The 26,588-nt window shown below is 46.4% G+C and carries 19 protein-coding genes; 5 read left to right on the top strand and 14 right to left on the bottom strand.

Annotated elements, in window-relative coordinates; genetic code table 11:
* Positions 1 to 76 precede the first annotated feature (76 nt).
* The 3 genes from NI469_RS01865 to NI469_RS01855 form a co-directional block, all read right to left on the bottom strand.
* On the bottom strand, positions 77 to 1,474 hold the full coding sequence (locus NI469_RS01865; RefSeq protein WP_253174298.1) for a hypothetical protein: 1,398 nt from the start codon (positions 1,472 to 1,474) through the stop codon (positions 77 to 79).
* Between the two features lie 12 nt (positions 1,475 to 1,486).
* A complete protein-coding gene (locus NI469_RS01860; RefSeq protein WP_004647321.1) occupies positions 1,487 to 1,666 on the bottom strand; it encodes a hypothetical protein in 180 nt (59 codons plus the stop codon).
* Positions 1,667 to 1,921: 255 nt separating this feature from the next.
* Positions 1,922 to 2,089, bottom strand: a complete 168-nt coding sequence (locus NI469_RS01855; RefSeq protein ID WP_253174297.1) for a hypothetical protein — start codon at positions 2,087 to 2,089, stop codon at positions 1,922 to 1,924.
* A 410-nt stretch (positions 2,090 to 2,499) separates the two neighbouring features.
* Between NI469_RS01855 and NI469_RS01850 the strand changes: the two genes are divergently transcribed.
* Positions 2,500 to 2,700 carry a dodecin family protein gene (locus tag NI469_RS01850; protein ID WP_004278594.1) on the top strand — a complete coding sequence of 67 codons (201 nt, stop codon included), beginning with the start codon at positions 2,500 to 2,502 and terminating at the stop codon, positions 2,698 to 2,700.
* A 67-nt stretch (positions 2,701 to 2,767) separates the two neighbouring features.
* On the opposite strand, the gene NI469_RS01845 is transcribed toward NI469_RS01850, so the two are convergent.
* The 4 genes from NI469_RS01845 to ompR all read right to left on the bottom strand — a co-directional run bounded on the left by NI469_RS01845 (position 2,768) and on the right by ompR (position 7,901).
* Positions 2,768 to 3,460: a DsbA family oxidoreductase gene (locus NI469_RS01845; RefSeq protein WP_253174296.1), complete on the bottom strand. Its 693-nt coding sequence runs from the start codon at positions 3,458 to 3,460 to the stop codon at positions 2,768 to 2,770.
* A gap of 232 nt (positions 3,461 to 3,692) precedes the next feature.
* A complete protein-coding gene (locus NI469_RS01840; RefSeq protein WP_180038620.1) occupies positions 3,693 to 5,210 on the bottom strand; it encodes an acetyl-CoA hydrolase/transferase family protein in 1,518 nt (505 codons plus the stop codon).
* Between the two features lie 205 nt (positions 5,211 to 5,415).
* Complete coding sequence (locus NI469_RS01835; protein WP_180038619.1) at positions 5,416 to 6,876, bottom strand: ATP-binding protein; 1,461 nt, start codon at positions 6,874 to 6,876, stop codon at positions 5,416 to 5,418.
* Between the two features lie 260 nt (positions 6,877 to 7,136).
* On the bottom strand, positions 7,137 to 7,901 hold the full coding sequence (gene ompR / locus NI469_RS01830; RefSeq protein WP_004278590.1) for an osmolarity response regulator transcription factor OmpR: 765 nt from the start codon (positions 7,899 to 7,901) through the stop codon (positions 7,137 to 7,139).
* A 335-nt stretch (positions 7,902 to 8,236) separates the two neighbouring features.
* On the opposite strand from ompR, the gene NI469_RS01825 reads away from it, so the two are divergent.
* The gene (locus tag NI469_RS01825; RefSeq protein ID WP_253174295.1) at positions 8,237 to 10,591 is read left to right on the top strand and encodes a Tex family protein; all 2,355 of its coding nucleotides are present in this window, start codon (positions 8,237 to 8,239) and stop codon (positions 10,589 to 10,591) included.
* A gap of 58 nt (positions 10,592 to 10,649) precedes the next feature.
* Here the strand turns inward: NI469_RS01825 and NI469_RS01820 are convergent, their stop codons facing one another.
* The 6 genes from NI469_RS01820 to NI469_RS01795 all read right to left on the bottom strand — a co-directional run bounded on the left by NI469_RS01820 (position 10,650) and on the right by NI469_RS01795 (position 16,380).
* Positions 10,650 to 10,967: a hypothetical protein gene (locus NI469_RS01820; RefSeq protein WP_004729331.1), complete on the bottom strand. Its 318-nt coding sequence runs from the start codon at positions 10,965 to 10,967 to the stop codon at positions 10,650 to 10,652.
* 60 nt (positions 10,968 to 11,027) lie between these two features.
* Complete coding sequence (locus tag NI469_RS01815; RefSeq protein ID WP_253146774.1) at positions 11,028 to 12,107, bottom strand: patatin-like phospholipase family protein; 1,080 nt, start codon at positions 12,105 to 12,107, stop codon at positions 11,028 to 11,030.
* A gap of 155 nt (positions 12,108 to 12,262) precedes the next feature.
* On the bottom strand, positions 12,263 to 13,882 hold the full coding sequence (locus tag NI469_RS01810) for an ABC1 kinase family protein (protein ID WP_253146772.1): 1,620 nt from the start codon (positions 13,880 to 13,882) through the stop codon (positions 12,263 to 12,265).
* 12 nt (positions 13,883 to 13,894) lie between these two features.
* Positions 13,895 to 14,572 (bottom strand): ubiquinone biosynthesis accessory factor UbiJ, encoded by a 678-nt coding sequence (locus tag NI469_RS01805; protein ID WP_253174294.1) that lies wholly within the window; start codon positions 14,570 to 14,572, stop codon positions 13,895 to 13,897.
* Positions 14,573 to 14,584: 12 nt separating this feature from the next.
* Positions 14,585 to 15,529 (bottom strand): bifunctional demethylmenaquinone methyltransferase/2-methoxy-6-polyprenyl-1,4-benzoquinol methylase UbiE, encoded by a 945-nt coding sequence (gene ubiE / locus NI469_RS01800; protein WP_004647333.1) that lies wholly within the window; start codon positions 15,527 to 15,529, stop codon positions 14,585 to 14,587.
* A 146-nt stretch (positions 15,530 to 15,675) separates the two neighbouring features.
* Positions 15,676 to 16,380: a DUF8198 family protein gene (locus NI469_RS01795; RefSeq protein ID WP_004647334.1), complete on the bottom strand. Its 705-nt coding sequence runs from the start codon at positions 16,378 to 16,380 to the stop codon at positions 15,676 to 15,678.
* A 205-nt stretch (positions 16,381 to 16,585) separates the two neighbouring features.
* Here NI469_RS01795 and pap point away from each other — a divergent pair, with 205 nt between their 5' ends.
* Complete coding sequence (pap, locus tag NI469_RS01790; RefSeq protein ID WP_195725231.1) at positions 16,586 to 18,004, top strand: polyphosphate:AMP phosphotransferase; 1,419 nt, start codon at positions 16,586 to 16,588, stop codon at positions 18,002 to 18,004.
* Between the two features lie 54 nt (positions 18,005 to 18,058).
* On the opposite strand, the gene NI469_RS01785 is transcribed toward pap, so the two are convergent.
* The gene (locus NI469_RS01785) at positions 18,059 to 18,559 is read right to left on the bottom strand and encodes a hypothetical protein (protein WP_253174293.1); all 501 of its coding nucleotides are present in this window, start codon (positions 18,557 to 18,559) and stop codon (positions 18,059 to 18,061) included.
* 177 nt (positions 18,560 to 18,736) lie between these two features.
* Between NI469_RS01785 and NI469_RS01780 the strand changes: the two genes are divergently transcribed.
* Positions 18,737 to 22,447, top strand: coding sequence for an exodeoxyribonuclease V subunit gamma (locus NI469_RS01780; RefSeq protein WP_253174292.1), 3,711 nt, complete (start codon positions 18,737 to 18,739; stop codon positions 22,445 to 22,447).
* Positions 22,448 to 22,451: 4 nt separating this feature from the next.
* A complete protein-coding gene (locus NI469_RS01775) occupies positions 22,452 to 26,576 on the top strand; it encodes a UvrD-helicase domain-containing protein (protein WP_253174290.1) in 4,125 nt (1,374 codons plus the stop codon).
* Positions 26,577 to 26,588: the final 12 nt, after the last annotated feature.

Below are 26,588 nucleotides of genomic sequence, written 5' to 3'. Positions count from 1 at the left end.
TTGTATGCTTATATTTAGCTGTAGTTTTCTAAAAAATCGCCTTAAAAAGCAAGTTAAAGCTACAAAATAACAGCAATTATTCAATCATTTGAGCCTGAATTTCCCGATAAAGTTCCAGCACATGAATCGGTTGCGGCATTGTTAAAATAATATTGTGAATATTCTGCCAATTTAGCTGTTTGTCGCGTTGCAGCAAGATGTGTGGATAGGCCAGCTCCTTCTCTGCCATAGACATGCGTTTTTCACCATGAATCACTCGGATTTTTTGATGTTCCTGCAGTAAGAGTACAGGAGTAGAAAAATTCGCAGCAGCTTCTTGAAACGAGATAAATTTTTGCTTCTGAATAAACTGGGCGGGTATAAAAGGATGGTAATCTGGCTTTGTCCAGACTGTTTCAGCCTGCTGCAAGTAAGCCGTTGAAAAAAGCTCGAGTTGCATGAACCTGATGCTTATAACAGACCAGGCCAGTGATTTAATCGCAGCAGCCTGGCGTTGATGGTGGGTAAGCCAATGTTGAATACAATAGTGAGCCTGCAACTGACTCGGTACCCCTAAGAGCATCAGATATTTAACAAACTGGCCTTGCAGATTCAGTTGTTCAACCAAATAAACCTGACGTGCCTGCCAATTATCTTCTGCTGCATAATACAGTGCGATATCCAAATAGGCAGGATGCTCGATCTTCTCAGTCATTTCTAAAGCACAGAGCCGCTGGATATTGGTTTCTTCTAAGCCTAAAGGGTGTACATGGGCGTTTAGTTCGCCTAGTTGAATCTGTGCAGGGAATTGAATCAATTCGGAGGCTGTGATCTGTTCTTGCGGAATGGTCGTTTCAGTTTTTAACTGAGGATTTAACGCCTCGCGTTCAATTTGTATCTGATTGGTTGACTCATCTGAGCGATTTAATTCTAGTGCATGAATTCTTACGCGCGGTCGTCCCCGATGATATTTGGTTGTTTCCATAGCTTTTGAGCTGGTTTCAGCTTCGTTTAAGGATAAGGCAGGAACGATTAAGGGGGGATCCTGTTGCAGACAAGAAAACCGCTGCTGTTGTTGCAACAGCCAGATATAGCAGTGTTGCAATTCAGCCCATTGGCTGTGCAGGGCAGGAGATTGGGGGGCCGGAATCAGCCAGATTTGCCAGCCACGTTCAGGATGATGTAAAACTGCCCAGCCAGAATCCGGATGGGCAGACAATGCTTGTTCCAGCGCCAAGACTTCGGTGAAATAGCCACGAAAGCTTAGATGATAAGACGTGTTAGCAGAAAATTGGTAGGCGACAAGTTCAGGCTGAGTGCGGGCTTTAAATGCTGAAATCTGGGTTTTGAAAATAGGCTCATCACACAGATTAAAAATATCGCGTATCCTTTTTTTAGAACGGGCAATTTCATAGAAAGGCAGGACTTTATGCTCCAGTTGCTGCGCCAGTCCATGTAGTTCTTTAATTAAGTGTGCTTTTTCTAAAGCATTCATTTTTTTTGATCTCTAGAGATGTTTCAGTGCTTTATCCAGGGTTTGTGCCAGTACAATGTTAACCGCCAGCTCGACCAGTCTGTATTCAGCAGAATTCGAGTCTGTATAGCTTTCCGCCATCTCAATTAAATAATCAATAGAAACTGACTGAGGCGGAATTTTGCCCTGTACCAATGCCTGAAGTTCATGCATATAAAATTTTCTTATCATTAATCTATTTATATTGCTGCAATTATAAGCAGAGATCACATAAAATAGTGATCTATTTTGAGTATTTTATAAACAAATTTTTTAATTAAAAGTGATAAAAATCAATAGAAAAAATGAGAGTAGGAAATAGTCGATATTTTTTTAGAGTCGAGCATCTTTCACATTGAATGTGTTCAATATGATCAAAAAAAACAGGCTGAATCAATCAGCCTGTTTTAATGAAAGAACAGCTTTGCATTAAGCTGTTTTTTCAGTTGCTGCAGTCGCAGCCTCTGCATTTACTGTTTCAGCAGGTGCTTTAGTCGCTGGAAAGTCTGGCAGATGAACCACTTGCGCCATTTGTGCAGACGCTTGAACAGAAAAAGCCATAACAGTTGCTGCGAAAGCAAATTTAAGAGCATTCATAGGATGACCTTTAATATCAGAGTGTTCAATGACTTGAACAGAGGAGAATATTTAAACTTAATTCGAGTGAAATAATAGCAAATAAGACTTAATATAAAATGATAGATTCGGCAAATTCAGGCAGTAAATTTTAGATAAATTACTCTATAAAACAATAAATTAGTGTATTTACTCTAGTTTGATTTTTATGATTTTACAGGACTTTATGCTTTGTTTTGGCGATGAGAATCTGGACTTGATCGAGTGCCAAAACAAGCGGCGATGTGTTTTTGATCTGCCAATTTAAGATTGAATTTCGAGCTTTGTTCAATCCATGTAAGTTTTTGCTATCGCTTGTTTACGGGCTGCTGCAATCTTCTGAGAATGGACTAAGATGGAATTCCATTCATTTTCATGCTGAGAGTTTTATTATGGCAATTGCAAAAGTGGTAGAAGTTAATTCAAGCAGCAATAAAAGCTTTGAAGATGCGATTCAAACGGGCATTCAAAAAGTCACAGAAACGGTCAAAAATGTACAAGGTGCTTGGATCAATGAACAGAAGGTTGTCATTAAAGAAAATAAAATCACGGAATATCGTGTCAATTTAAAAATTAGTTTTCTGGTTGATTAAGCGAATGCCATTCAATAACAAATAAAAAAACCCCATTTAAAATGGGGTTTTTTTATTGAACGTTGTTTTATTTAGCTTGGTCTGGCGTGTCACACGTTTCTGGTGAGCACTGTGCTGCCTGACTGTTGGTTGATGTATCGAGCGCTTTTTCAAATACTTGCAGGAAAACTTCTTTAGGCTGCGCGCCTGCCAATGCCACACGTTGATCAAAAACAAAGAAAGGCACACCAGTCACTTTGAGTTGTTCGTGTGCCACTTCCTGATCGAATTTGACGAAATCAGCATATTCCTCCGAATCCAACAGATCATCGACTTCGACCGGATTCAGGCCAATACGCGCTGCGACATCTTCCAGCGTTTCACGTTCTCCAATCGCCAGACCTTGGGTCATATAACTATAGAAGAATGCTTCCTGTGCTTCATTGCCCAGACCCTTGCTTTGCGCCAGGTGAATCAGGCGATGCGCATTAAAGGTATTGCCTGAATTGGCACCTTCCCAGTTAAATTCGATACCTTCGGCTTTGGCCATTTCAGCAATATTGCGCTGCATTTCTTCGACTTCAGCCACAGTACGGCCATATTTTTGCGCCAGACGCTCAGAGTTAGAAATTTCCTGACGTACCGGTGCTTCAGGATCGAGCTGGAAACTGTGCCAATGTACTTCTAGCTCAATACCTGCTTCTTGTGCAGCAGCTTCTAAACGTTTTTTACCAATATAGCAGAAGGGGCAAACCACATCTGACCAGATATCTACGCGCATGTCATGTCTCTAATTTTGCTCTTGTGTTCAAGTATGAGGGTGAAGAATCAGAATTTAAAGCCCTTGAGCATCAGAAGTGTATTTCTACAGCAGATCGGCAGGATAAATAAAAGAAGAAAGAGTAGGTGATAGCCAGATGGCTTCCTTAATATAATCAGGTTCTGACTATTCAAAAAAAATATAAAAATGCCATAAAAAAACGCCCCGTAGGGCGTTTTGTGAATGCAGTCAATTATGCAGTTTTTACTGCAGCTTCAACAGCAAGCATGTGACCATTTTCTTCGAAGTTTGAGTGCCAAGAAAGCGCTTCACGAAGAAGATGAGGGGTATGGCCGCCTTTTGCACATGCACGGTCAAAGTAATCATTCAACGCATCGCGGTACATTGGGTGCGCACAGTTATCAATCACTGCACGTGCACGCTCACGCGGAGCCAAACCACGAAGATCCGCAAGACCTTGTTCAGTCACTAGGATATCAACATCATGTTCCGCATGGTCGATATGTGAAGCAAATGGCACTACAGAAGAGATGTCACCACCTTTCGCGATGGATTTGGTCACGAAGATCGCCAAATGCGCATTACGTGCGAAGTCACCTGAACCACCAATACCGTTCATCATTTTGGTACCACATACGTGAGTTGAGTTCACGTTACCGTAAATATCAAACTCAAGTGCAGTGTTGATGCCGATAATACCTAAACGACGTACCAGTTCAGGATGGTTTGAAATTTCCTGTGGACGTAATACCAGTTTGTCTTTGTATTGTTCAAGGTTGTTAAATACTTTTTCGCCATATTTAGCAGAAAGCGTAATAGACGAACCTGAAGCAAACTTCATCTTACCTGCATCGATCAATTCAAAAGTACAGTCTTGCAGAACTTCTGAGTACATGATCAGGTCTTCGAAGTTTGAATCTTTCAGACCGGTCAATACGGCATTTGCAATTGAACCGATCCCTGCTTGAAGAGGTCCCAGGTTTTTCGGTAGACGGTCTTCAGCCACTTCTTTTTCAAAGAAAGCGATCAAATGGTTGGCAATGCTTTGCGTCTCATCATCTGGTGCAGTTACAGTAGATGGAGAGTCGTGCAATTCGCTGTTAAATACGATACCAACAATTTTAGATGGATCGATATTGATCGCATGCGTGCCGATACGCTCATCAACTTGAGTCAATGGAATCGGTTGACGCGTTGGACGATAGGTCGGGATGTAGATATCGTGCAAGCCTTCAAATGCCGGGCTTAAGTTGGTATTGATTTCTACAATCACTTTTTCAGCAAAAATCGCAAAGCTTGCAGAGTTACCAACAGATGTTGTTGGAATGATGCCGCCATCTTCAGTAATTGCTACGGCTTCGATGATCGCAACGTCTGGTTTTTTCAACTGCAGGTTACGCATTTGCTCAACAGTTTCAGACAAGTGCTGGTCAATGAACATCACTTCGCCGTTGTTGATCGCTTTACGTAAAGTATTGTCTACCTGGAACGGTAAACGACGTGCCAATACACCAGCTTCAGTCAGTTGTTTGTCTAGATCGTTCCCTAGTGATGCACCAGTAATTAACGTGATCTTTAATGGATTTGCTTTTGCCTGTTGAACCAAAGCTAAAGGAACCGCCTTCGCTTCACCAGCGCGAGTAAAGCCACTCATACCCACAGTCATGCCATCTTGGATGAATTCAGCCGCTTGTTCAGGGCTGATGACTTTGTTGTGTAGGGAGGCTAAACGGATACGATCTAAAGACATTTTAACTCTCATTAATTCTTAAACTATGATACGGATTGTACCGCTCAAAAAATGTATTGTGCATAGGTGTTAGGCTAAGGTCTAATTTTTTAGCTAAATGTAGGTATAATAAAAAATGATGATTTTTAAATGATTGAATTCGTGAACTATAAAATGAATTGTATAGAAAAACTAAAAAGTCATTTGTTGAATTACTGATCACTTCTTAAAAGTGATCAGTCAAGGTTTGGCGAATTTTATCGAGTGTAGTGGCGGGGGGAAGTGTCTCAGGGTTCGCCTGATTCACGGGTAGTGAAATGATAGCTTCCAGCCCACCTTCAGGACGATTATGGATACGTAATTGACCATGGTGAATATCGACAATCCGTTTAACAATGGCCAGCCCCAAGCCACTGCCTTGTACCGTTCGTGCCGAATTGCCCCGAACAAAAGGCTGCATCAAGGCTTCAATCTGATCTTCCGGAATGCCTTCGCCATGGTCTGCGACACAAATCAACAGTTGATCTTCTTCAACATGCGCAGAAAGCTCAATTGGTTCTGAACCATAGCGTTTTGAGTTGTTGATCAGATTGCCAATCAGTCTTTTTAGCGACATGCTACGTGCCTGAATGGTCGGTATATCTTGTGGGGTGAAACGGATATCTAGCGGTTTAAACTGCTTGACCAGTTCCTGTAGCAGTACATTGACATTGGTGTCCTGCGGTTCTTCATCGGAACCGTCGCGCATATAGGAAATGAACTGATCCAGAATCGCGTCCATATCTTCGACATCATAAATCAGGCCTTCTTTGAGAAAGTCTTCATCTGGCATCATTTCGGCACTGAGGCGGATTCGGGTTAAGGGCGTGCGCAAGTCATGTGAAATGCCGGCCAGCATGATTCGGCGTTCCCGCTCGGTCTGGTCCAGCGTATAAATCATCTGATTAAAGGCATGATTGACCTGACGGATTTCCAGTGGACCATGATTGGTATCTAGATAGGGTGCTGAGCCGATTCGGCTATAACTGTTGGCGGCATTCTGCAAACGGCGTAAAGGACGGTTGAGCTGACGCACCAAGGTCAAAATAATGATGCCGACAATAATCGGCGTGCCAAGCAACCAGCCCAAAATCAGTTCATTGCTATAATTGGCATAAGTCTTTAAAGGTTCCTGTACCCAGTGGCCATTCATTTCAGGGGTCTGGATCCAGATACGTGGACTCGGCTTAAACTGGAAATAGACTGTGGCTTGTTCGATACGTAACTCTTTGGCCAGTTTGGTTTCGATCTGCCGGGTAAAAAATTCTGCAATCAGCTTTTCACGGACAGTGGGATATTCTGCTGGATTGGTCACGTATTCAATGCCGACCCGATTTCTTAACCAATCGTCAATGTCGACTTCCTGCTGTTTGTGATACAGGCGCAGATCGGGATTGTTGAGAATTTCCAGTTCCATGGCCAGATAACGCGCATGTTGCTGGATTTCAGGTAAAAACAGGGTACGCCAAAAGAACCATAAGGACATGAACAGGCTGAAACAGACCACGAAAACCACCAGTACCGTGGTACGCATGGCAGCAGAACGCGGTTTGATCTTGTCGAGAAAGCGTTCCCCGCGGGTACGCTTTTTTTCCGAGTAGCTGACAAAATCGGTAAATTTTTGTGGATCGATGGGGTCGAGTTTCACACCAGCTCCCTGTAGGCATTTTCCAAATTGAGCAGTAATAATATTTGTAATGGAATCTTACTGCTTGAACCTTCGATGGAAGGAGCTTGTTGTGTTACTTTTTTTGAAAAAATGAGTAACACTGTTACGCAAGTAAAAACTTTGCCATTCGCTGAACTCGCGCATTTGTATACGAGCCTTTAAAGAAGGGAGGCTCAAACAGCAGCGAATGACTTTTAGGGACAATAGACTGGGGTAATCTTTATCCTATAATTTTTCCTTTATTCAGCACCATCTGGAACAAAGACATAACCCACACCCCATACGGTCTGGATATAACGTGCACGCGCAGGATTTTCTTCAACCAGACGGCGTAAACGTGACACCTGAACATCAATTGAACGTTCCATGGCACCCCATTCACGGCCACGCGCCAGATTCATCAGCTTGTCGCGGGTTAATGGTTCGCGTGGATGTTGAACCAGTGCTTTCAGTACTGCAAACTCACCAGTAGTGAGCGTTACCACTTGGCCTTCACGGGTCAGAGTGCGGGTAGAGAGATCTAGCGACCATGGGCCAAAAGAAACCACTTCCATCTGTTGGCTTGGTGCACCCGGCACTTCACGTACCTGACGGCGCAATACCGCACGAATACGTGCCAGCAGCTCATTCGGGTTAAACGGTTTAGGCAAGTAATCATCGGCACCTGCTTCTAAACCGGCAATACGATCCGAGTCGCTACCACGAGCGGTGAGCATAATGATAGGCGTATCGATATTGGATTGGCGTAAACGACGACAGATACTCAAGCCATCTTCGACCGGAAGCATAAAGTCGAGCACGATCAGAGAAAACAGTTCCCGCTGTAAAAGTCGATCCATCTGCGTGGCATCATGTGCAGTTTTAACCACAAAACCTTTATCTTCGAGAAAACGCTGTAATAAGGTACGCAGACGAACATCATCATCAACCACCAGGATCCGTTCGACCCGGTCCGTTTCGGTATGTACGGCATCGGCTTTTTCAGCAGGTACAACTAAACTCATGAGATGCTCCTTTATTCTTTATTGTCGTCATAAACAAAAATCAAATAGGCTTTGAGTATACGATTCATTGATATTAATTGACTATGCTCTAAAGCACCAAATATTGCAGTTAAAATCAAGACATAGATACCAAATATATACATCTAAATGAGCAAAAAATACGATTTTAAGCTGGATAAAAAGCAAAGTTCATACAAACTTTATCGGGAAAAGCTGAAAACTGTGGCACTTCATAATATAAAGATGAGGTAAATTAATAAAAACAATGGTGGATTTTATAGACCCGGTCTTTATAATCATGCCATTTAGTACTTATCCTTGTGGGATCAAACACGATGACTGACTTAGTTCAGCAGTTGGCAAAAGAACTTGCCGTACGTCCAAATCAAGTTGAGGCTGCCATCAAGCTTATTGATGAAGGTGCCAGTGTTCCTTTTATTGCACGTTACCGTAAAGAAGTAACGCAAGGCTTAGACGATACGCAACTACGTCAACTCGATACGCGTTTATCATACTTGCGTGATTTGTATGAGCGCCGTGAAAAGGTGATTGAATCACTCAAAGAACAAGATAAATTATCTGATGATTTATTGGCGCGTGTGAATGCCGCTGAAACCAAAAATGCATTAGAAGAAATTTACGCGCCGTACCGTCCAAAACGTACCAGTAAATCATTCAAGGCCAAAGAAGCCGGTCTAGGCCCGATTGCCGAAAAAATCTTTAATGAAGCCGTTGATCCAGCTGAAGCTTTGGTGGGTTTTAGCCATGAAGATTACCCAGATACTGAAAGCCAGCTTGATGCGATCCAGCACATCCTGATTGATGACTGGGCGCAAAATATCGCGCTGACCACTGAACTTAAAGCGACATTTGCAAAAACTGCCGTGCTGAAAAGTTTGGTTGCCAGTGATGAGAAAAAAGAAGTCGGTAAAAAATTCCGTGATTATTTCGATTTCTCTGAAAACTTGAACAAAGTGCCTTCACATCGTTTATTGGCGATGCTGCGTGGCCGTCAAGAAAACGTTTTGGGCTTAAAAGTGGATGGCGAAGATGATGCGCCATTGGCACGTATTGAGACTGAATACAATCTAGAAACGGTTCAACCGCAAGCACGTCAGGATTTCTTGAAGCAAACTGCAAAACTGTTCTGGCTGGGTAAAGTTCGCCCAAGTATCGAACATTCATTGCTAACTGAAAAACGTCTGGCTGCTGAAACAGAAGCGATGAACGTCTTTGCTGAAAACCTACGTCATTTACTGCTGTCTGCACCTGCTGGTGCACGTACCACTTTGGGCGTGGACCCGGGTATCCGTACCGGTGTGAAACTGGCAGTCGTGAATGAATCTGGCGATGTACTTGCACACAGCACGATTTATCCATTTGCACCAAAAGATGATAAAGAAGGTTCATTGGCTGAGCTGGCGCGTTTATGCCGCGAGTTCAATGTTGACCTGATTGCAATTGGGAATGGTACGGCAAGCCGTGAAACAGAAGCGTTGGTTGCTGAAATGATGGCAGCGAACAGCGATCTAAAACTGACGCGTGTTTCTGTTTCAGAAGCGGGTGCATCGGTGTATTCTGCGTCTGAATTGGCTTCTCAAGAACTGCCTGAACTAGATGTATCTATTCGTGGTGCGGTATCGATTGCACGCCGTTTGCAGGATCCACTAGCTGAACTGGTGAAAATCGATCCGAAATCAATTGGTGTAGGCCAGTACCAACATGATGTGAACCAGACTGGTCTGGCGAAAACCCTTGAAGCGGTGGTCGAAGACTGTGTGAACTCGGTGGGTGTGGATGTCAACACGGCATCTTCTGCAATTTTGGGTTATATCGCGGGTCTGAACAAATCGATTGCACAGCAAATTGTCGACTTCCGTAAGGAAAATGGCCGTTTTGATAACCGTCAGTCGTTGAAGAAAGTGCCACGTTTAGGCGAGCGTACTTTTGAACAGGCTGCGGGCTTCTTGCGTATTCTGGATGGCTCTGAGCCACTGGATGCTTCTGCAGTGCACCCTGAATCATATGCTTTGGTCAGCAAAATTGTTGAAGCGAAAGCAACCACGGTCAAAGACATTATTGGCAATACTGAAATCATTCGTCAGGTGAATGCTGAAAAGTTTGCGGATGAACAATTCGGTCTGCCGACGATTCAAGACGTATTGGCTGAACTGGAAAAACCGGGTCGTGATCCACGTCCAGAATTCCGTACTGCCAAGTTCCGAGATGATATTACCGAAGTGGCGCAATTGTCTGAAGGCATGCAGCTTGAAGGTGTCGTGACCAATGTGACTAACTTCGGTGCATTTGTCGATGTGGGTGTACATCAAGACGGTTTGGTGCATATTTCTGAACTTGCTAATGAATTTGTCGCGGATCCGCATAAAGTGGTGAAACCGGGTCAAATCGTGCAAGTACGTGTATTGAATGTCGATGCTGAACGTAACCGCGTGAACCTGTCGATGCGTCCTGAAGGTTCAGAAGCGCCAGCGAAAGCACCACGTCAGCCACGCCGTGAAAATAATGAACAGCGCGGTGAACGTAAGCCTCAAGGCAAACGTCCACAGCAAGCACGTCCGCAAGGCGACCGTCCTCAGGGCAAGAAACCGCAAGCGGCTAAACCACAAGAGCAAAAAATTGGTGGTTTGGGTGCATTGCTATTGCAAGCAGGGATTAAAGGTTCTAAATAATTTTCAGATATCTTTAATTTAAAAAAACCTCCCAATTGGGAGGTTTTTTATTGGATCATTATGAGTTAATCATCGGCACAATCCAGCTGGTGATAATCAGCAAAATACCGAGATGCCCCAATTTTCGTGTCACATAGACCAGTTTAGATGGTGGCTGTTCCAGTCTTTTTGCATATTCTTCCATGCTAATGCCGGGCTTGCCTTTACTGGTAAATAAAAACACCGCCAGGTCGATACAGATCAGAATCGTACCGATATCAGCGACCAGTTCCATCAGGACAAAATCCTGGCGATACAGCGACATGCTGACGCTATAAATCAGATAAATGGCAAAGGCCAGACACAGGTATTGCAGGACAACTAAAAACTTCTGCATAAATTTCAACAGTTCACAAAATTAAAGCAATTATACAAATAATCGGGCAGCTGCTGCCAATTACAAGGCTTGCATCACCTCAGCAAAATTCTGCTTCTCGACCAGTTCCAGAAATTCATCGCCCAGACGCTGACTTTCCGCAATACATTGCTTCCACAGCTGAATCCGTTGGGTTTGATCCAAATCTTTTAAGTTAAAGTCTTTACGATCAGGCAAACGACCCAAAGGCAAACTTTGCAGATATTGCTGCGATGGAGAAAGCAGCAAAGTTCGTGCCTGATTTTCCGGATTTGAGGTACGTTTAAATAACTTGTCAAACCAGCCAGGGGTAATGCTATCGGTAAAATGTGGATACAGCACAATGCCTTTGCTCTGAAAGGGCAGGTCAATGTGATAATCAATCAGGCCACCATCACGATAATAACCCTGCGGTGCATCCGGAATATTGTTCACCGCTGCCATTACCCCGGGAATAGAGGCTGAAGCCATCAGCCAAGACAACACACTCTGTTCGGTCAGTGCATGATAATGCGTGGTAAATCCATCTTCAGCGATTTTAAACTGTTCACCGATATTGGGCTGGCTGATCACACGTTGCATGAAATAACGGCTGTGCCGGCGCGCGACTGCGGTCGTTCCAAGAATTCCAGCCACAGAAGCCAGCAACGGCAATGCCTTGTCACTCTGGAAAATGTGTTGGGCTTTAATTGAAATGACTGCGAGATGATAATCTGGATGATTGACCAGATCGTTTTCTTTGCCTTGTACCAGATCCAGCAGCATGCCACGGCAAACTTCGCTGACATCCTGACGGGTCATTTTTTTATGAAAATAGAGGTTGGTATACAGCTCACCCAAACGTTCGGTTCCCTGTTGAACTCCATGTGCAGCCATACTGGCAAAACGCCAGCTGCCAATCGAAGAACCCACCAAAGTTCTACGCTGAGGTGCACGTGAAAAAAACTCACCAAAAATCGCCTGATCCAGTCCCTGGATACCGATGCCTTTTGGGCCACCTGCAGCACCAGGTACAATATCGACCTGTTCGGGTTGCAAACCTTGTTGCAGAATCAGCTCACGTGCCAGATGGCCAGCACGAATCGTCAGCGCAGGCGCACGTTTTTGTAAAATCTGTACCATGGTTGAACCTATACCAGTCAAATGTGTGCTTATTTTAAGCGATAGGTTTAAAGACCCAATGGCAAGATATGTCCTAAGGTGACTTTGAAGTCATCCTCATCTTTAAGACATAAAAAAGCCTGAGACTATTCAGGCTTTTTGCATATGTAAATCGCTTATTTCGCAATTCGCCAGACGGCAAGCACACTTGCCAACACAATCAGAATCACCGACACAAACCATGGTGAAATAATCGCAATTGCCAGCAGAATGGCCATGACGCTGCCAAACATCCAGCTGCGTTTTTGCTGATGTTCCATTTGCAGGCGCATGCTTTGTAATTCATTGAGCTGTTTGGCATGCCATGCCGACTGGTTTTTTAAACCATTTAAGCTGTCGATCATCAGGGTCGGTAAATCCTGCGCCCCTAAAAGCAGATCCGGGATTTTCTGTCCCAGTTCTTTTAGGTTCTTTTGCGGATTCATCTGGGCCTTGATCCAGTCTGTCAGGATCGGTTTGGCCAGACTCCAGATATCCAGTTCCGGATACAGGTCGGTTCCCAAGCCTTCGACATGCACTAGTGTTTTGAGTAGCAGCATCAGTTGCGGTGGAATTTCCAGATGGAAACGACGGGCAATGTCCATCACTTCAATCAAAATACCGGCAAAATCCAGCTCATGCATTGGTTTAGAGACCATCGGCCCGACACTGCGGCGCATTTCACGAGCCAAAGCATCCTGATCGGTACCCGGTGGAATCCAGCCAGCTTGATGCACCACCTGAATCAGTTGCATGAAGTCGCTGTTCATGACCGCCAGCAGCATGCGTGCTACGGTCATCTGGTCGTGTTTGGACAGCTCACCCATAATCGCGCAGTCCAGCGCAATAAAGCGCGGATTGCTCGGATTGATGGTTTCGACAAAGACATTGCCCGGATGCATGTCGGCATGGAAAAAGTTATCGCGAAAGACCTGGGTAAAGAAAATAGTCAGGCCTTTACGTGCCAGATCAGCACGATCCATGCCGAGTCGGTCAAAGGTCGCGATATCTGAAATTGGCACTCCGGTAATGCGCTCGGCCACCAGCACATCTTTGCTGTCCATATACACTTCCGGCACGTACATCATGCTGGAGCCGGTAAAGTGATGGCGCATACGGCGGGTATTGTCCGCTTCCAGGGTCAGGTCCAGTTCATTCAAAATGATCTGACGATAATCCTGAATAATTTCAGACAAATGTAAAGCACGTGCAGCTTCGAGACGTTTTTCCAAAAAGTCCCCCAGCCATTGCAGAATTTCAAAATCCTGCAAAATCTGCTGGCGAATATTCGGACGGGTCACCTTGACCACCACTTCACGACCATCGTGCAGGGCTGCGGTATGTACCTGTGCAATCGAGGCTGCTGCGAGTGGTTGCACATCAAAACGGGCAAACAGGGTATTTACATCGGCTTTCAGCGATTCCTGAATGCGCATCCGCGCCACGTCATTGTCAAAGGGCTTGACCTGATCTTGCAGCAAAACCAGTTGCTGTAACATTTCAGGTGCAATCAGGTCGCGACGAGTGGAGAGCAGCTGGCCCATTTTGATGGCCAGCGGTCCCATTTCTTCTAAAGCCAGTTTCAGCTTGAGTGGATTCTTACGTTCACGACTGGACCAGGCGGCCGGATGCATACGGATCAAAGACAGAATATGCCGGGCTTTTTCTGGTAATTCTTCCGCAGGAAACAACGTGTCGAGTCGATAGTGCGCGGCGATGCGCCAAAGTTCGAGTAAACGTGAAACATGCGGAATCATAAAGCGGCGTACCTAGTCTTGAGTAGAATTGTTTGAGGTATCGATCTGGGCCCGAAGCTGCTGGACTTTCGCTTCAACCCGATCTAAATTTTGATTCAGGATACGGGTGTCCTGATTCAGGTCATCCATTTGCCAGCGTGGGGCAAACAGACCACTGTCTTCTTTTAAGGCATCTTCGGCAAAGAATAATTGACTTTGCAGGGTACGTTTTAGCTGCTGGGGCAGCAGTTGCAATTTACCAATTTCATGTGCCAGTGTCGGGCCAATCCAGGGACTTAAGTGCGCCGCCAGATCCAGTTCCGCCTGTTGCATGATGCGCTGGATTTCCTGCAATAACTTGTAGTCGCCTTGCAATGGAATATTGCCCACTTCATCGGAAAGCAGCAGCTTGAGTAATTCCACCACATTGCTGACCTGCAAGGTTGCGGTCGCTTCAAGGACTGTCGCGGAACTTGCGTCAAATGGACGCTGTTCAAAGACCGAAGGTGTTTCGGTATGACCGGTTGCCGTTGGCTCCAGACGAACTTTGCCCTCATCAAAAAACACATCGACCGAAAGCTGTGGCGAGGCGATCACCACCCGCAGCATTTTACCGGATAGGGCATTCAGCTGGATGCGGGTAATGGCATCCAGATCAATCACATGATGAATCACGCGTTCAACAGCACCGAGTGCCAGAATTGACCACATAGGCAAGGAACCTTAAAGTTTGAAACCGCGGTGAACCGCAACAATCCCGCCAGTCAGGTTGTGATAGTCACAATTCTGGAAGCCGGCATTTTCCATCATGCCTTTCAGGGTGCGCTGATCTGGATGCATACGGATCGATTCAGCTAGGTATTTATAGCTTTCTGCATCATTGGCAATGATTTTACCCATGATTGGCAATGCCGTGAACGAATAAAGGTCATACAGCTTAGAGAATGGCTCAAACACTGGTTTAGAAAATTCTAGAACCAGTAAACGGCCACCTGGCTTAAGGACGCGGTACATCGCAGCCAGTGCCGCATCTTTATCGGTCACGTTACGTAGACCAAAAGAAATCGTTAAAAGATCGAAGCTGTTGTCTGCAAATGGTTCTAAGGTTTCGGCATTGGCCAAAACGAAATCGACATTGGTACAGCCCGCATCAATCAGACGGTCACGACCGACATTCAGCATGGATTCGTTAATATCAGACAGTACCACATGACCTGTCGGACCAACTTCACGGCTAAAGACTTTAGCCAAGTCGCCAGTACCACCCGCGATATCCAGCACATGCTGGCCACGGCGTACACCTGACATATTGATTGCAAAACGCTTCCACAGGCGATGAATACCAAAAGACATCAGGTCATTCATAATGTCGTATTTGCTCGCCACCGAGTGGAACACTTCTGCGACTTTCTGGGCTTTTTCTTCGCTGTTAACAGTTTGATAGCCGAAGTGTGTGGTTGAGCCGACGTTACCGGTATTGGCACCACGCGGCAGATTATATTTAGGCACAGTACCCGTCACAGGCGTGTCAGTCAGACGTTGTTCTAAAGATTGTTGCTGACCTTGCGGGGTGCCTTGTGGAAGGGGTTCAGTTAAGAATGGGCTCACTTTGTCTGTCTGTTGTGCCGACTCGGGGGTAGGGGTAGGCGTTGTATTTTCATTCGACATTGGAGTCACTCCTAACATATCAATCGGGTTAATCTTGCATTGTCTGCATCATGACAGATTCTAAAGGCTTATTCAGCAATCATGATGCAATTGTTATGAATAATATACAGAAAAATTCACGCTTGGCAGAAATACTCATCGGGTATTTACTGAAATGGTAGCGGATCGCCAGAATGTACTTTCTCGATAATCTGGCGTTCGGTTGCCGTGAACGTGCGTACAAATTTTTCTGCCGATTTGAGTGGCTTCATGGCCAGAAAACCATCCTGCATAAATTCATACATTACCTGAAAGTTATATTTATTCGCCGCGCCCTTACACATTTTAAAGGCGGTATAGACCACAAATGAACGCATGTATTTATCCAGACTCATACCGAGCTGATCCAGCAGAGCCAACTGTTTCAGGCGTGCTTCACCCTGATCCAGCTTCAAATAGGTCAGGCGCATCATCTCGTCAGTTAGCGGTTCATGTGGATGATAATCCTGTAATAACTGAATCGCGACCTGTTCATCCAGTTGTACCGCCAGAATAGCCAGCTCTACGCCTGAGGTGCCGGTTTTAATGGCATTTTCCGGAATAACTTTTTCTGCTTTATGCGCATATTTCATCAGCCGGGCAATCTGTTCTGCCAGCGCATCAAAGTCAGCGCCGCCGTAGAGACGGTTCAGGAAATACTCGGACATCAACAGGTTTTGTTTTTCAGCAAAATGGGCGCGATGAGTGCGCTGCATGCGGACTTTCTGCCAGGCCTGCACATCCTGTAAACGGCTTAAAATGTCAGGCCGGGTGTGATAAGCCAGTTGATAATAATGCGCTAACAGATCATCGAGTACGGCAAGTTTGGACATGAGGCTTCAATTATGATTGGAGGATGCAAGAATCTTAGAGGCTGCCGGACAATCCTGCTATGACAAATTGAACAGAGATCGGGCATTTGTATGTCAATCTGTTGTTTAAATAGCCAATTTAATCGTGTGAAAAACGTTGCCAGAGCTATTTTTGCGCTGAAACTCCTCGCTATACTGCAGACAGAATAAAAGATCAGGGTTGAAGATGCGTATGGAACAACCACAATTTCAGTTAATGGATGAAGATCAGCTGTCTGTCGAGCTGATTGATGCCCAATATAATTTAAAAAAGACCCGGGGCCAGAAAAATGCCAAAAGTCTGGTGATTCTGGTGAATGGCATTGAGCTGGCCGGCAAGGGTGAAGCGGTTAAACAGTTACGTGAATGGGTCGATCCGCGCTATTTGCGTGTGAAAGCCGATAAGCCTCAGCTAGCCGGCCCGAAGCAGACCTTGTGGCAACCTTATGCACGTTTTATTCCTGCCGAAGGCCAGATCATGGTGCTGTTTGGTAACTGGTACAGTGATCTGCTTGGCAGTGCCATGCAAGCTGAAAGCCCGCTGAGTGATGCACAGTTTGATGAATATCTGCAAGAGATGCAGGCCTTTGAACAGGACCTGAAAAATAACCATGTCGATGTGATCAAGGTCTGGTTTGACCTGTCCTGGAAAGTCTTGCAAAAACGTCTGGATGCCATGGATCCGATTGAAACTCACTGGCATCAACTGCATGGTCTGGACTGGCGCAATCGCAAAGAATATGACACCTTGCAGCGCCTGCGTCAGCGCTTTACCGAGGACTGGTTCATTATTGATGGCGAAGATGAGCAGCAGCGCGACCAGCAATTTGCCCAGTATATCCTGAGTGCCTTGAAACATTGTCCGGATCATCCCGCCAGAGCCAAGGGAAGATGGAAACAGGCCAAGATTCCCGAGCAGTTAAAACATCCTTCCAAGACTCAAGCCCAGCCAGAAGATTACAAACCGGAACTAAAAAAATTAACCGCGAAGGTCGCCAAAGCCATGCGTTCCGATTCGCGTAATGTGGTAATTCTGTTTGAGGGCATGGATGCTGCTGGCAAGGGCGGCGCGATCAAGCGGATTGTCAAAAAACTGGATCCACGTGAATATGAAATTCATACCATTGCCGCACCAGAAAAATATGAGCTGAGCCGTCCTTATTTATGGCGCTTCTGGACCAAGCTGCAAACCGATGATGATATCTGCATTTTTGACCGTTCCTGGTATGGTCGGGTATTGGTAGAACGGGTAGAAGGGTTTTCCAGTCCGGTAGAATGGCAGCGAGCTTATGCGGAAATTAACCGTTTTGAACAGAGCCTGGTCAAGCATCAAACGGTGATTGTGAAAATCTGGCTGGCCATTTCTAAAGAGGAACAGGCAGCACGGTTCAAGGCGCGTGAAGATACACCACATAAGCGTTTTAAAATTACTGAAGAAGACTGGCGTAACCGGGAACGCTGGGATGATTATCTGAAAGCGGCAGCCGATATGTTTGAACATACTTCGACTGAGGAAGCGCCTTGGCACATTATCGCGTCTGATGATAAACATACCGCACGGGTCGAAGTACTAAAGGCTATTTTAAAACAACTTCAGGCAGAATAATCTGCCTGAAGTAGAGAATTTTAAACAGTTTAAAAATATTTAGCTTAAACAGGATTAACCTTGGGCGACCTGTTTTTGCTGAATACTTTTAGCGGTGCGATAGCAGTCTTGCACATGAGCATCGGCAATTTTTTTCATGACAAAATAACCCAGACTTGCGGCCACCAGCTGACCACCCAGCGGAATGAATTTTGTGACTTGCTTTATCATCACTTTCGCTGCAACATTGTTCAAAGATTTTTTAACTGCCGTACGTGCGACCACCAGACCGGAAAATTCTACGCCACGTTTACGCAGCTCTTGCCAGTGAATCTGACGGGTTTTTGGATCATAGACACTGATCTGGTCAGGCGCCAGGCCGAAGCGGGCATTGATCTCGGGAATCAATTGCGACAAGATACCTATATCAATGACCACGTCCATAAACGGCACTGGAATAACCGCAGCACCGGCAGAATAATAGGCGCGTTTTTTGGTGAGTTCCAGGCATTCGTCGCGGATTTGTTCTAAATCTAGGCTCGGATCGAGACGTTCAGGAATTTTATCTAATTTCATGGGCACTACCTAAGCTCTATGTTGTTTTTTTCTATTCAAGCATCTTTAAGATGCTTTTTTCAAAGAAATTTTTCGACTGAAGTGTGGTTTTAAAGTGTCATAGAGCGCTCGGGATGTATAGTAAATAATCTTTATCGTTTTGTAGTAAAAACCACATTCAGCAGTTCAGGGGAACCAATGGCCATTCATGTTATTCAGAGTCAACGTATTGATGTGCTTTTGGATAGTATGCTGCGTATTGTCAACCAGACTGCCCGGAATCCATTTGAGGTGTTACAAACCCGGCACTTTATTGTGCCATCTCCGGCAGTAGAAACTTGGCTGACCCAGAAAATTGCCGAGAAAAAAGGTATTAGCGCCAATACCCAGTTTCATCACCGGATTCGCGCCTTTCAATGGACTTCCTATCAATGGGTATTGAATGCGCCTAAAGAAGTGGAGCAGGTCCGTGAAGCCAATATTCCGCGCATTATCATCAAATGGCGCGTGTTTCAGGCATTGCGTAAATGTATTCTGCCTGAACAGATTCCTTTAGACGTCGATCATCCGCTGTATTCTATTGTGAAGCGGATTTATGACAGTGCTGACCGGCTGGAGCAGGGTACAGAGAAGCAGCTGAAAAAACAGAGCATGCTGTACTGGGTAGCCGAGCAGGTGTCGCGTTTGTTCAGTCATTATATGGATTATCGCGGTTATTGCGCGCGTAACTGTCCTCCAAACAACTGTAGTTGTCCGAGTAACTGGTTAGAGTCCTGGGGGCAGGATATTGCGCTCGATATCGAGCAAATGATCTATAGCCCCAAAGATGAAAATGGCCATGAGATGCAGGTGGCGGATTTTGTCAAGATTCAGGCGCGTGAACTGGAAGCCTGGCAACGCTGGTTGTGGCAGCATGTATTTCAGGATGACTATGCCAAAATCCTGGAGATTGAACGCCTGTATTGGGAGCGGCTGGAGAATGCAGAAACCCGCGCCCAGGCTCTAAAACGACTACCGGCCCAGATTGTGGTATTTAGCCTGCTAGAACTGCCACCCAGCCAGCTGGATTTTTTACGCCGTCTGGGGCAATACATTGATATCTATATTTTTCACTTCAACCCCTCGCAGGAATACTGGGCCGACAGTGTCGATCCGGACTGGAAAGCCAGGTTTGATTTGCAGCGGGAAGAGCGCTTTATTCAGCGTTTTGAAAAGACCCGTCAACGTAAACCGAATGATGCGGAAATAAAAGACTTCAGGATCAAGCAGCTGAACTTTAATGCCGAAGACCGGGAATCGCGGCATCCGCTCCTGACCCGATTCGGCAAGCAGGCACGGGATCATTTTTCTCTACTCTCTAAACTGTCTTCGGGGGAAGAGGGTCTCTGGGCCGATGTCTTTGTGGATGAATATCAGGACAGGCTGCTGGCCAAAATCCAGTCGGATATCCTGTATTTGCTCGAGCCCGAGCAGCATCAATATGCTTTAAGCCCTGATGATGATTCGGTACAGATTCATGTCTGTCATTCTTCATTACGTCAGCTGGAAGTCCTTAAAGAACAGCTGATTCACTGGCTGGCTCAAGATACGAATGACGTGCCGCGTCAGCCTAGTGATATTCTGGTGCTGACGCCAAGTCTGAAAGAACTCGAACCGGCAATTCGCAGTGTCTTTGCCCCGCCACCGCGTGAGCGTGAAATTGGCAGCAAACGACTGCAGAAAGATAACCTGTATTTACCGATCCAGATTGCCGGGGTGTCGCGTCTGGATGTCAGCAATGCCTGGCGCGCGGTACTGGGCCGGATTCAGTGGGTACGTCGCCGTTTCAGTATTGAGGACTTTGCCGACTGGCTCAGCCTGAATGCGACCCAGCAGTATTATGGTCTGGACTATAGTCAGGTAGAACGGATGTTGCAGTTGCTGACAGATGCTGGCTTTAAACGTGGACTGGACCAGCAGCATTTACAGCAAAGCCTGAGCGCAGGCGATGAGGATTACCGGTTTAGCTTTAAATTCGCGCTGGACCGTCTGGCGTTGGGTCTGGCGATTCCTGAACATACCCTGTTTCAGGACACCTTGAGTTATGCCAAGGTTCTGACCAGTGATTTTCCCTTGATATCCACCCTGATCCGGATTTATCAGGATCTGGTAGAGCGCCGTGACTGGCTGACTTTGCATGAAACCGGACAGCGCACGCCAGTCAAAACCTGGCTGGAATATCTGCGCGCCGATCTGAACGAGTTCCGTGATGCTGGCGTGGAATCGCTCAAAACCGTTGCCGAGATTATCGACAAGCAAATGCGGATGCTGACCTTGGCCGATTATCATGACCAGGATGATCCGCATGCCAGTCAGGAACTGGTGGCACTCAGTCTGCCTCTGCCTTATGTGCTGGAAGAAATTCAGAATACCCTGGAGATGCAGCTGGATCAGGCCGAACCGACCGGACAGATTACTTTTAGCCAGATTGGTCAGATCCGGCCATTGCCTTATAAACTGGTGGTGATGCTGAATCTGGATAGCGGTAAATTTCCGAGCCGTAATCAACAGGTTCCGTTTGATCTGATGCGCAGCCTGAAGCCGCAACTCGGTGACCGTTCCCGTCTGGATGACGAGCAGGGCGCCTTTCTGGATGCCTTGCTGCTGGCACAGGAAAATCTATGGCTGTTCTATAATGGCTTTGATCTGGAGGATGGTGAGGCTCGTGATCCATCCACTGCCTTGCAGGAACTGGTTCAGCATATCGCGCTGATCTGCCAGTCTGAACAGCCGGATGCCGAAGTCGATCCGATGGTGGATATTCATGGTCTATCGGTCGCTCAACATATCCGGCAGCTTTATCATGTACATCCCTTGCAGCCTTTTGATCCGGCCGGATTTACAGATATGCAGACACCACGTTATCAGGATCAGTGGTTTGCGGTAGCAGAGTATATCCGCAGTGCCGAAGGCAAACGCAGCAGCTGGATTAATGCACATTATCCGGCACTAGAACAAAAAGAAATCCGGGTACTCAAAGGTGATGAATGGATCCGCGATATGATTTTCCCGGCACGTCTATTCCTGAAAAGTGTCGGGGTTTCCACGATTCGCTATGCCGATTTGCCGAGTTCCCGGGAACCCTTATTATTGAACAAACTGGAACAGTATCAGGTACGGGATTTCCTGTTGCAGCAAGAGCAGGAGATTGAGCCGAACCTGATGCTGGACCGTTTGCCGGTGGGCAAAACTCAGCAAGCCACCTGGCTGGGCAGCCAGCAGGAACAGCAGCTGTTACAAGAACGTTTGCTGCAGTTGGATAAAGAACTGACGCCAGTTACCCAGCAATCCTTGCAGTTCAGTCCTGAACTGATCATTCATATAAACGTGCCTCAGGTTCCACACAGCAGCTACTGGCTGAGTATGCAATCCTCTTCGGCCTCGGAAAAACGCCGTGCCCAGATCTGGCTGGAGTATCTGCTATGGCTGGCTTACTTGAATGACGATGCACGCTCACCAGAACTGGAGCGCATTGTCATTTTCAGTAATAAAACCCTGAAGTTTTCTGGCTTGAGTTCGAGCAAGGCACATGAGTATTTGCAGCTCTGGTTAAAGGCCTGGGAAATTGGTCAACAGCAGCCGCTGGTCTTGCCGGCAGAATTACTGATGAAAAAAGAGTGGCAGTGGGCCGAGAATGAACAGGGTAAAATGACCATTGTGGAAATGCAGGAATTGTTGGAAGCCTGGAACAACAGTTATAGTCCTAAAACAGCTAAGCCATTGACTTCGAATGAATCTAGTGTCTTGCATCAGGATTGGCAATTTATTTTGCAAGATCAGGATCCGGATCTGGCCTTGCAAAACTGCTGTCATGATTTTGCCCATGGCCTGTATGCACCAATTCATCAACATCTGGAATGGGTGAAATAGCCGTATGACTTTCTTAAAGCAGCAGACGCAAACAGCCATTTCTACCAATCCGATTCAGGACATGAAGTTTCGGGGCCTACACTGGATTGAAGCCTCGGCAGGCACCGGCAAGACCTATACGCTATCCAGTCTGATGGTGCGGATTTTTCTGGACCAGTATTATCCGCATCAGGTGATTGCGACGACATTTACCCGTAAGGCCACGGCTGAACTGAAAAACCGGGTACGGCTTCGCGTCGAGGAAACGCTGGCTTATATCCAGCGTCATCAGCAGCTCAATTCAGTTGAAATCGCAGCAAAAATCCAGAATGAAACCGATCCTTTATTTCAGCAGGTACTGAAAGATTATGGTTCACGGCTGGATTATGCCCGTCGCCGTTTACGTCTGGTGCTAAACCAGCTGGATGAACTGTTTGTCGGCACCCTGGACAGCTTTAGCCAGAAACTGTTACGTGAATTTGCCTTTGAAAGTGGCAAGATTGAACGTGCAGAACTGACCGAAGATCAGGATCTGTATATTCGGCAGCTGATTCATGATGTGCTGCGTGACTGGATTCAGCAGCAGCCGCAATATATGGTCAATCATCTGTATGTTCAAAATCTGCTGAAACCGGTGGAGCATTATACCGGGCTGGTGCGTGATGCCCTGAATTTCAGCAAGCAGCATTTCCGCAAGATCGAACTGGCTGAATGTGACCTGAACAAATTGGAAGCCTGCATCAGTCAATTAGTGAGTATTCAGGAGCATGATCTTGCCGTCATGCGGCGTTATTGTCAGGAAAGTCCGAAGTATTTTCACAAGAGTTTTTTGACCAAGTTAACCGAAATTTGTGAAAACTTTATGACCTGGAGCGCAGCCCTGAAAAATCAGGGTGGCATGAGTTTCTTTGATGCTGAATTGCAGCCGATTTTACTGAATCTGTGCCATTTGCGCCGCAAGAAAACCGATTTCCAGCCGACCACTCAGGTCTTTAACAAAAGCTGTCCGGATGCAGAGCAGCAGCTGATTTTGCAACATAGTCTGATCGTGGCAATTGATGCGCTGTGTGAGGTCAAACAGTATCTGGATGAGCAGCTGCAACAGCTTACGACCTATCTGGAATTTCATATTATTCAAAGTGTGCAGACCCGTTTGCCACAAACCTTGCAGCAGCAGGGTGAAACCACTTTTTCCCAGCAAATTCGTACATTGGCGGAAGCATTGCAAGGCCAGCAGGGACAGCGTTTTGCCCAGTTTGTACAGGCACGTTATCCGCTGATTCTGGTCGATGAATTTCAGGACACCAATCAGGATCAGGATGATTTGCTGGCCAAGATCTGGCGTGATGCCAACCGGGTGCAGTCCGGCTGCATGATTATGGTCGGTGATCCGAAACAGGCAATTTACGGTTTCCGTGGCGGCGATATGCTCACCTATAACAAGGCACATGCCGATGTGCTGCATAAACAGGGCCGCGAATATACCCTGATGCAGAACCATCGGTCAGTCAAACCACTCGTAGAAGTGGTTGATGCGCTGTTCCAGCGGCAAATGGATTTTGGCGAACAGGTGCAGTACACCTTGATTCAGGCCGGTAGTCGCCCGCATCCAGATCTGGTCGATATGGGCAGGATCAACCCGCAGCCTTTACGATGGATTCAGCTAGGTGAATCGGACCTGGAGGCAGACCAGGTGGCCTGGAAAATCCGTGCATTGCTGAATCAGTCTGCCCAGCAGCAACTGTACTTTCAGCAGCAAGAGCATCAGCAAAGCCTGAGCGCAGATGATATCGCCGTACTGGGATTTGGACATTTTGCTCTGGAACAGGTGAAGCAGCGTCTGCAGCGTATGGGCATTCCCTGCTATAAGGAATCCAAACAGAGCGTGTTTGCCAGTCCAATTGCTCAGGATGTCGCGGCAGTATTGACGGCGATTATGGATCCTTTCAATGAGGCCAAGGTCAAGCGGGCTTTACTAACCCGTCTGCTGGGCTTCAATCTGAAAAAACTGATTGATTTGCAAAGCCAGAGTGAAGGCCTCAGTCGCTATATTGCCGATCTGGATATAATTCGGGAAATGTGGTTTGAGAAAGGCTTTTTGACCGCCTGGAATTATGCACTGAACCTGTTTCAGGTCTGGACCAATCTGGTGGCCAGTCAAAGTCTGGACAATGAGCGGGTGGTGGTCAATTTGCGCCATCTGACCGAGATGCTGAGCCAGCAGAGTGAATATTATCAGGGGGCGCAAAAACTCTATCACTGGTATTTGCGCCAGCTTCAGTCACCTTCAGGCAAGGACAGCGAAAAAGAACGCAAGCTGTCTGGGGATCATGGGGTGCAGCTGATGACCATTCATGCCTCCAAAGGGCTGGAATTTAAAGTGGTGTTTTTATTGGGAGTAGATGCTGCTTTTGATGTGAATAAAGGCAATCTGAATTTTTCCCTGTCTGCGCCTGAACAGGACAACATCCTGGAACAATCCCGGGTGATTGCAGTCAATCACAAGAATTTGCATGAGCAGGCGATTCTGCAAAATGCAGCGCGTAATGCTGCCGAAAACCACCGGCTCTGGTATGTGGCGCTGACCCGTGCCAGTCACCGAGTATATGCCATGCTGCAGGATCAAAACGCACAGTCCGATTCGGGGCTGGCCTTCTGGCGTGGTCAGGGAGATCAACTGTTTCAACATGCTTTAAGTCTGGTCGAGCCGCCTCTGTCTCAGGAGCCACCGCGCCTGGTCGAGCAGTCGAACCATCATCAGGTCGACATGCGGGCGCAACCTTTGCCAGAGCGGCAGTTTTATCCGCGAACCAAAACCAGTTTTACGGCTTTGTCACAGCATCAGCTACATGGACATATCTTGCAGGACGATCTGGTCACGGCTTATGAACAGCCCGACAGTGCTGCCGATGAAATTCATTTTACCGGTCTGGAAGAACAGCCAGCAGCCGTGCCCTTAGACTGGATTAGGCTGAATTTTCCTAAAGGTACAGTGGCCGGAACTTTCTTGCACAGCATTTTTGAACATATCGATTTTCAGGACAGCAGTTACTGGAATTTGGAAATCCGGCGCCGTTTTAAAAATACCGCACCGCAAATCTGGCAGGAACTGAAAGAAAAATTTGAACAGGCTTTTCATATACGTAGTGTACTGGAACAGGCCTTTTCCCTGCATTATCAGGCCGCTGTGGTGAATCTGCGAACCCTGTTTCAGGCCACAGCTCAGGCAGATTTCAAAGCCGAGGAATTGCGTCATAGTATGCAGCGCGTATTGTCCAGCCTGAACTATAAGTTATTGACCGGAATTCGCCTGCATGACCAAAGCAAAGCTTATCGCCAGCAATGGCAGCAGCTGTTTCACTCGGCACAACAGCTCGATCGTTCGGGTCTGCTAGAATTTTTAGGTCAGTTTCAGGTGTATTTCGATGGGCTGGAGGATGACTCCTTTATCCAGTTTTTTGAACAGGAAGTGGCCCAGCTCACACGCTCTGCAAGCACTGAATCGCTGAATGTGGACAGTATTTTCCAGACTGCTTTTGATGGCTTGTTGGACGAGATTACAGAAGATATTTTGCTGAACCTGATGCATGACTGGGTACATGACATTCTGGCCACTCCGATTCAGGTAGATTTTGCTTTGGCGCAGCTGGAGGCTAAACAGTATCTGTCAGAATTTCCTTTTTATCTGTCCTTGACCGATGCCCCTTTGCAGATTCGGCAAATCCATCAGCTTTTTCTCGGACATGACATAGTCATGAGCGATTTTAATGAGGCCAAATCGGCGCGATATCTGACCGGTTCCATCGATCTGGTGTATTTCGATGGCCAGCGCTACCATATTGCCGATTATAAAAGTAACTTCCTCGGCCCTGATCAGCAGCACTATAGTGCTGAGGCGATTCAGCAGAATATGAGCCAGTCCAGTTACTGGTTGCAGGCCGCTTTGTATCTGGTGGCGCTGCATCGTTATCTGAGTGCCAATATGCAGGGTTATTCGATCACACAGCATCTGGGCGGCGCAACCTATTTGTATTTGCGCGGGATGAATGGACAGGTCCAGCAAGGGGCTTATCATTGGCAACCGAGCCTGGAATTCATAGAAAAACTGGATCAAATACTGGGCTATTTTGAGCAGAAAAAATCAGCATGATTTTGCAGTTTT

Source organism: Acinetobacter lwoffii (assembly GCF_024129735.1).
GTDB lineage: Bacteria > Pseudomonadota > Gammaproteobacteria > Pseudomonadales > Moraxellaceae > Acinetobacter > Acinetobacter lwoffii_H.
Note: the sequence above shows the minus strand (reverse complement) of the source record. Positions and strands in the feature narration are given on the sequence as shown.

Excerpts from the sequence above, each read along its gene's own strand:
- NI469_RS01865 (WP_253174298.1), bottom strand. The coding sequence starts at position 1,474 with ATGAATGCTTTAGAAAAAGCACACTTAATTAAAGAACTACATGGACTG.
- NI469_RS01860 (WP_004647321.1), bottom strand. The coding sequence starts at position 1,666 with ATGCATGAACTTCAGGCATTGGTACAGGGCAAAATTCCGCCTCAGTCA.
- NI469_RS01855 (WP_253174297.1), bottom strand. The coding sequence starts at position 2,089 with ATGAATGCTCTTAAATTTGCTTTCGCAGCAACTGTTATGGCTTTTTCT.
- NI469_RS01850 (WP_004278594.1), top strand. The coding sequence starts at position 2,500 with ATGGCAATTGCAAAAGTGGTAGAAGTTAATTCAAGCAGCAATAAAAGC.
- NI469_RS01845 (WP_253174296.1), bottom strand. The coding sequence starts at position 3,460 with ATGCGCGTAGATATCTGGTCAGATGTGGTTTGCCCCTTCTGCTATATT.
- NI469_RS01840 (WP_180038620.1), bottom strand. The coding sequence starts at position 5,210 with ATGTCTTTAGATCGTATCCGTTTAGCCTCCCTACACAACAAAGTCATC.
- ompR (WP_004278590.1), bottom strand. The coding sequence starts at position 7,901 with ATGAGTTTAGTTGTACCTGCTGAAAAAGCCGATGCCGTACATACCGAA.
- NI469_RS01825 (WP_253174295.1), top strand. The coding sequence starts at position 8,237 with ATGACTGACTTAGTTCAGCAGTTGGCAAAAGAACTTGCCGTACGTCCA.
- NI469_RS01820 (WP_004729331.1), bottom strand. The coding sequence starts at position 10,967 with ATGCAGAAGTTTTTAGTTGTCCTGCAATACCTGTGTCTGGCCTTTGCC.
- NI469_RS01815 (WP_253146774.1), bottom strand. The coding sequence starts at position 12,107 with ATGGTACAGATTTTACAAAAACGTGCGCCTGCGCTGACGATTCGTGCT.
- NI469_RS01810 (WP_253146772.1), bottom strand. The coding sequence starts at position 13,882 with ATGATTCCGCATGTTTCACGTTTACTCGAACTTTGGCGCATCGCCGCG.
- NI469_RS01805 (WP_253174294.1), bottom strand. The coding sequence starts at position 14,572 with ATGTGGTCAATTCTGGCACTCGGTGCTGTTGAACGCGTGATTCATCAT.
- ubiE (WP_004647333.1), bottom strand. The coding sequence starts at position 15,529 with ATGTCGAATGAAAATACAACGCCTACCCCTACCCCCGAGTCGGCACAA.
- NI469_RS01795 (WP_004647334.1), bottom strand. The coding sequence starts at position 16,380 with ATGTCCAAACTTGCCGTACTCGATGATCTGTTAGCGCATTATTATCAA.
- pap (WP_195725231.1), top strand. The coding sequence starts at position 16,586 with ATGCGTATGGAACAACCACAATTTCAGTTAATGGATGAAGATCAGCTG.
- NI469_RS01785 (WP_253174293.1), bottom strand. The coding sequence starts at position 18,559 with ATGAAATTAGATAAAATTCCTGAACGTCTCGATCCGAGCCTAGATTTA.
- NI469_RS01780 (WP_253174292.1), top strand. The coding sequence starts at position 18,737 with ATGGCCATTCATGTTATTCAGAGTCAACGTATTGATGTGCTTTTGGAT.
- NI469_RS01775 (WP_253174290.1), top strand. The coding sequence starts at position 22,452 with ATGACTTTCTTAAAGCAGCAGACGCAAACAGCCATTTCTACCAATCCG.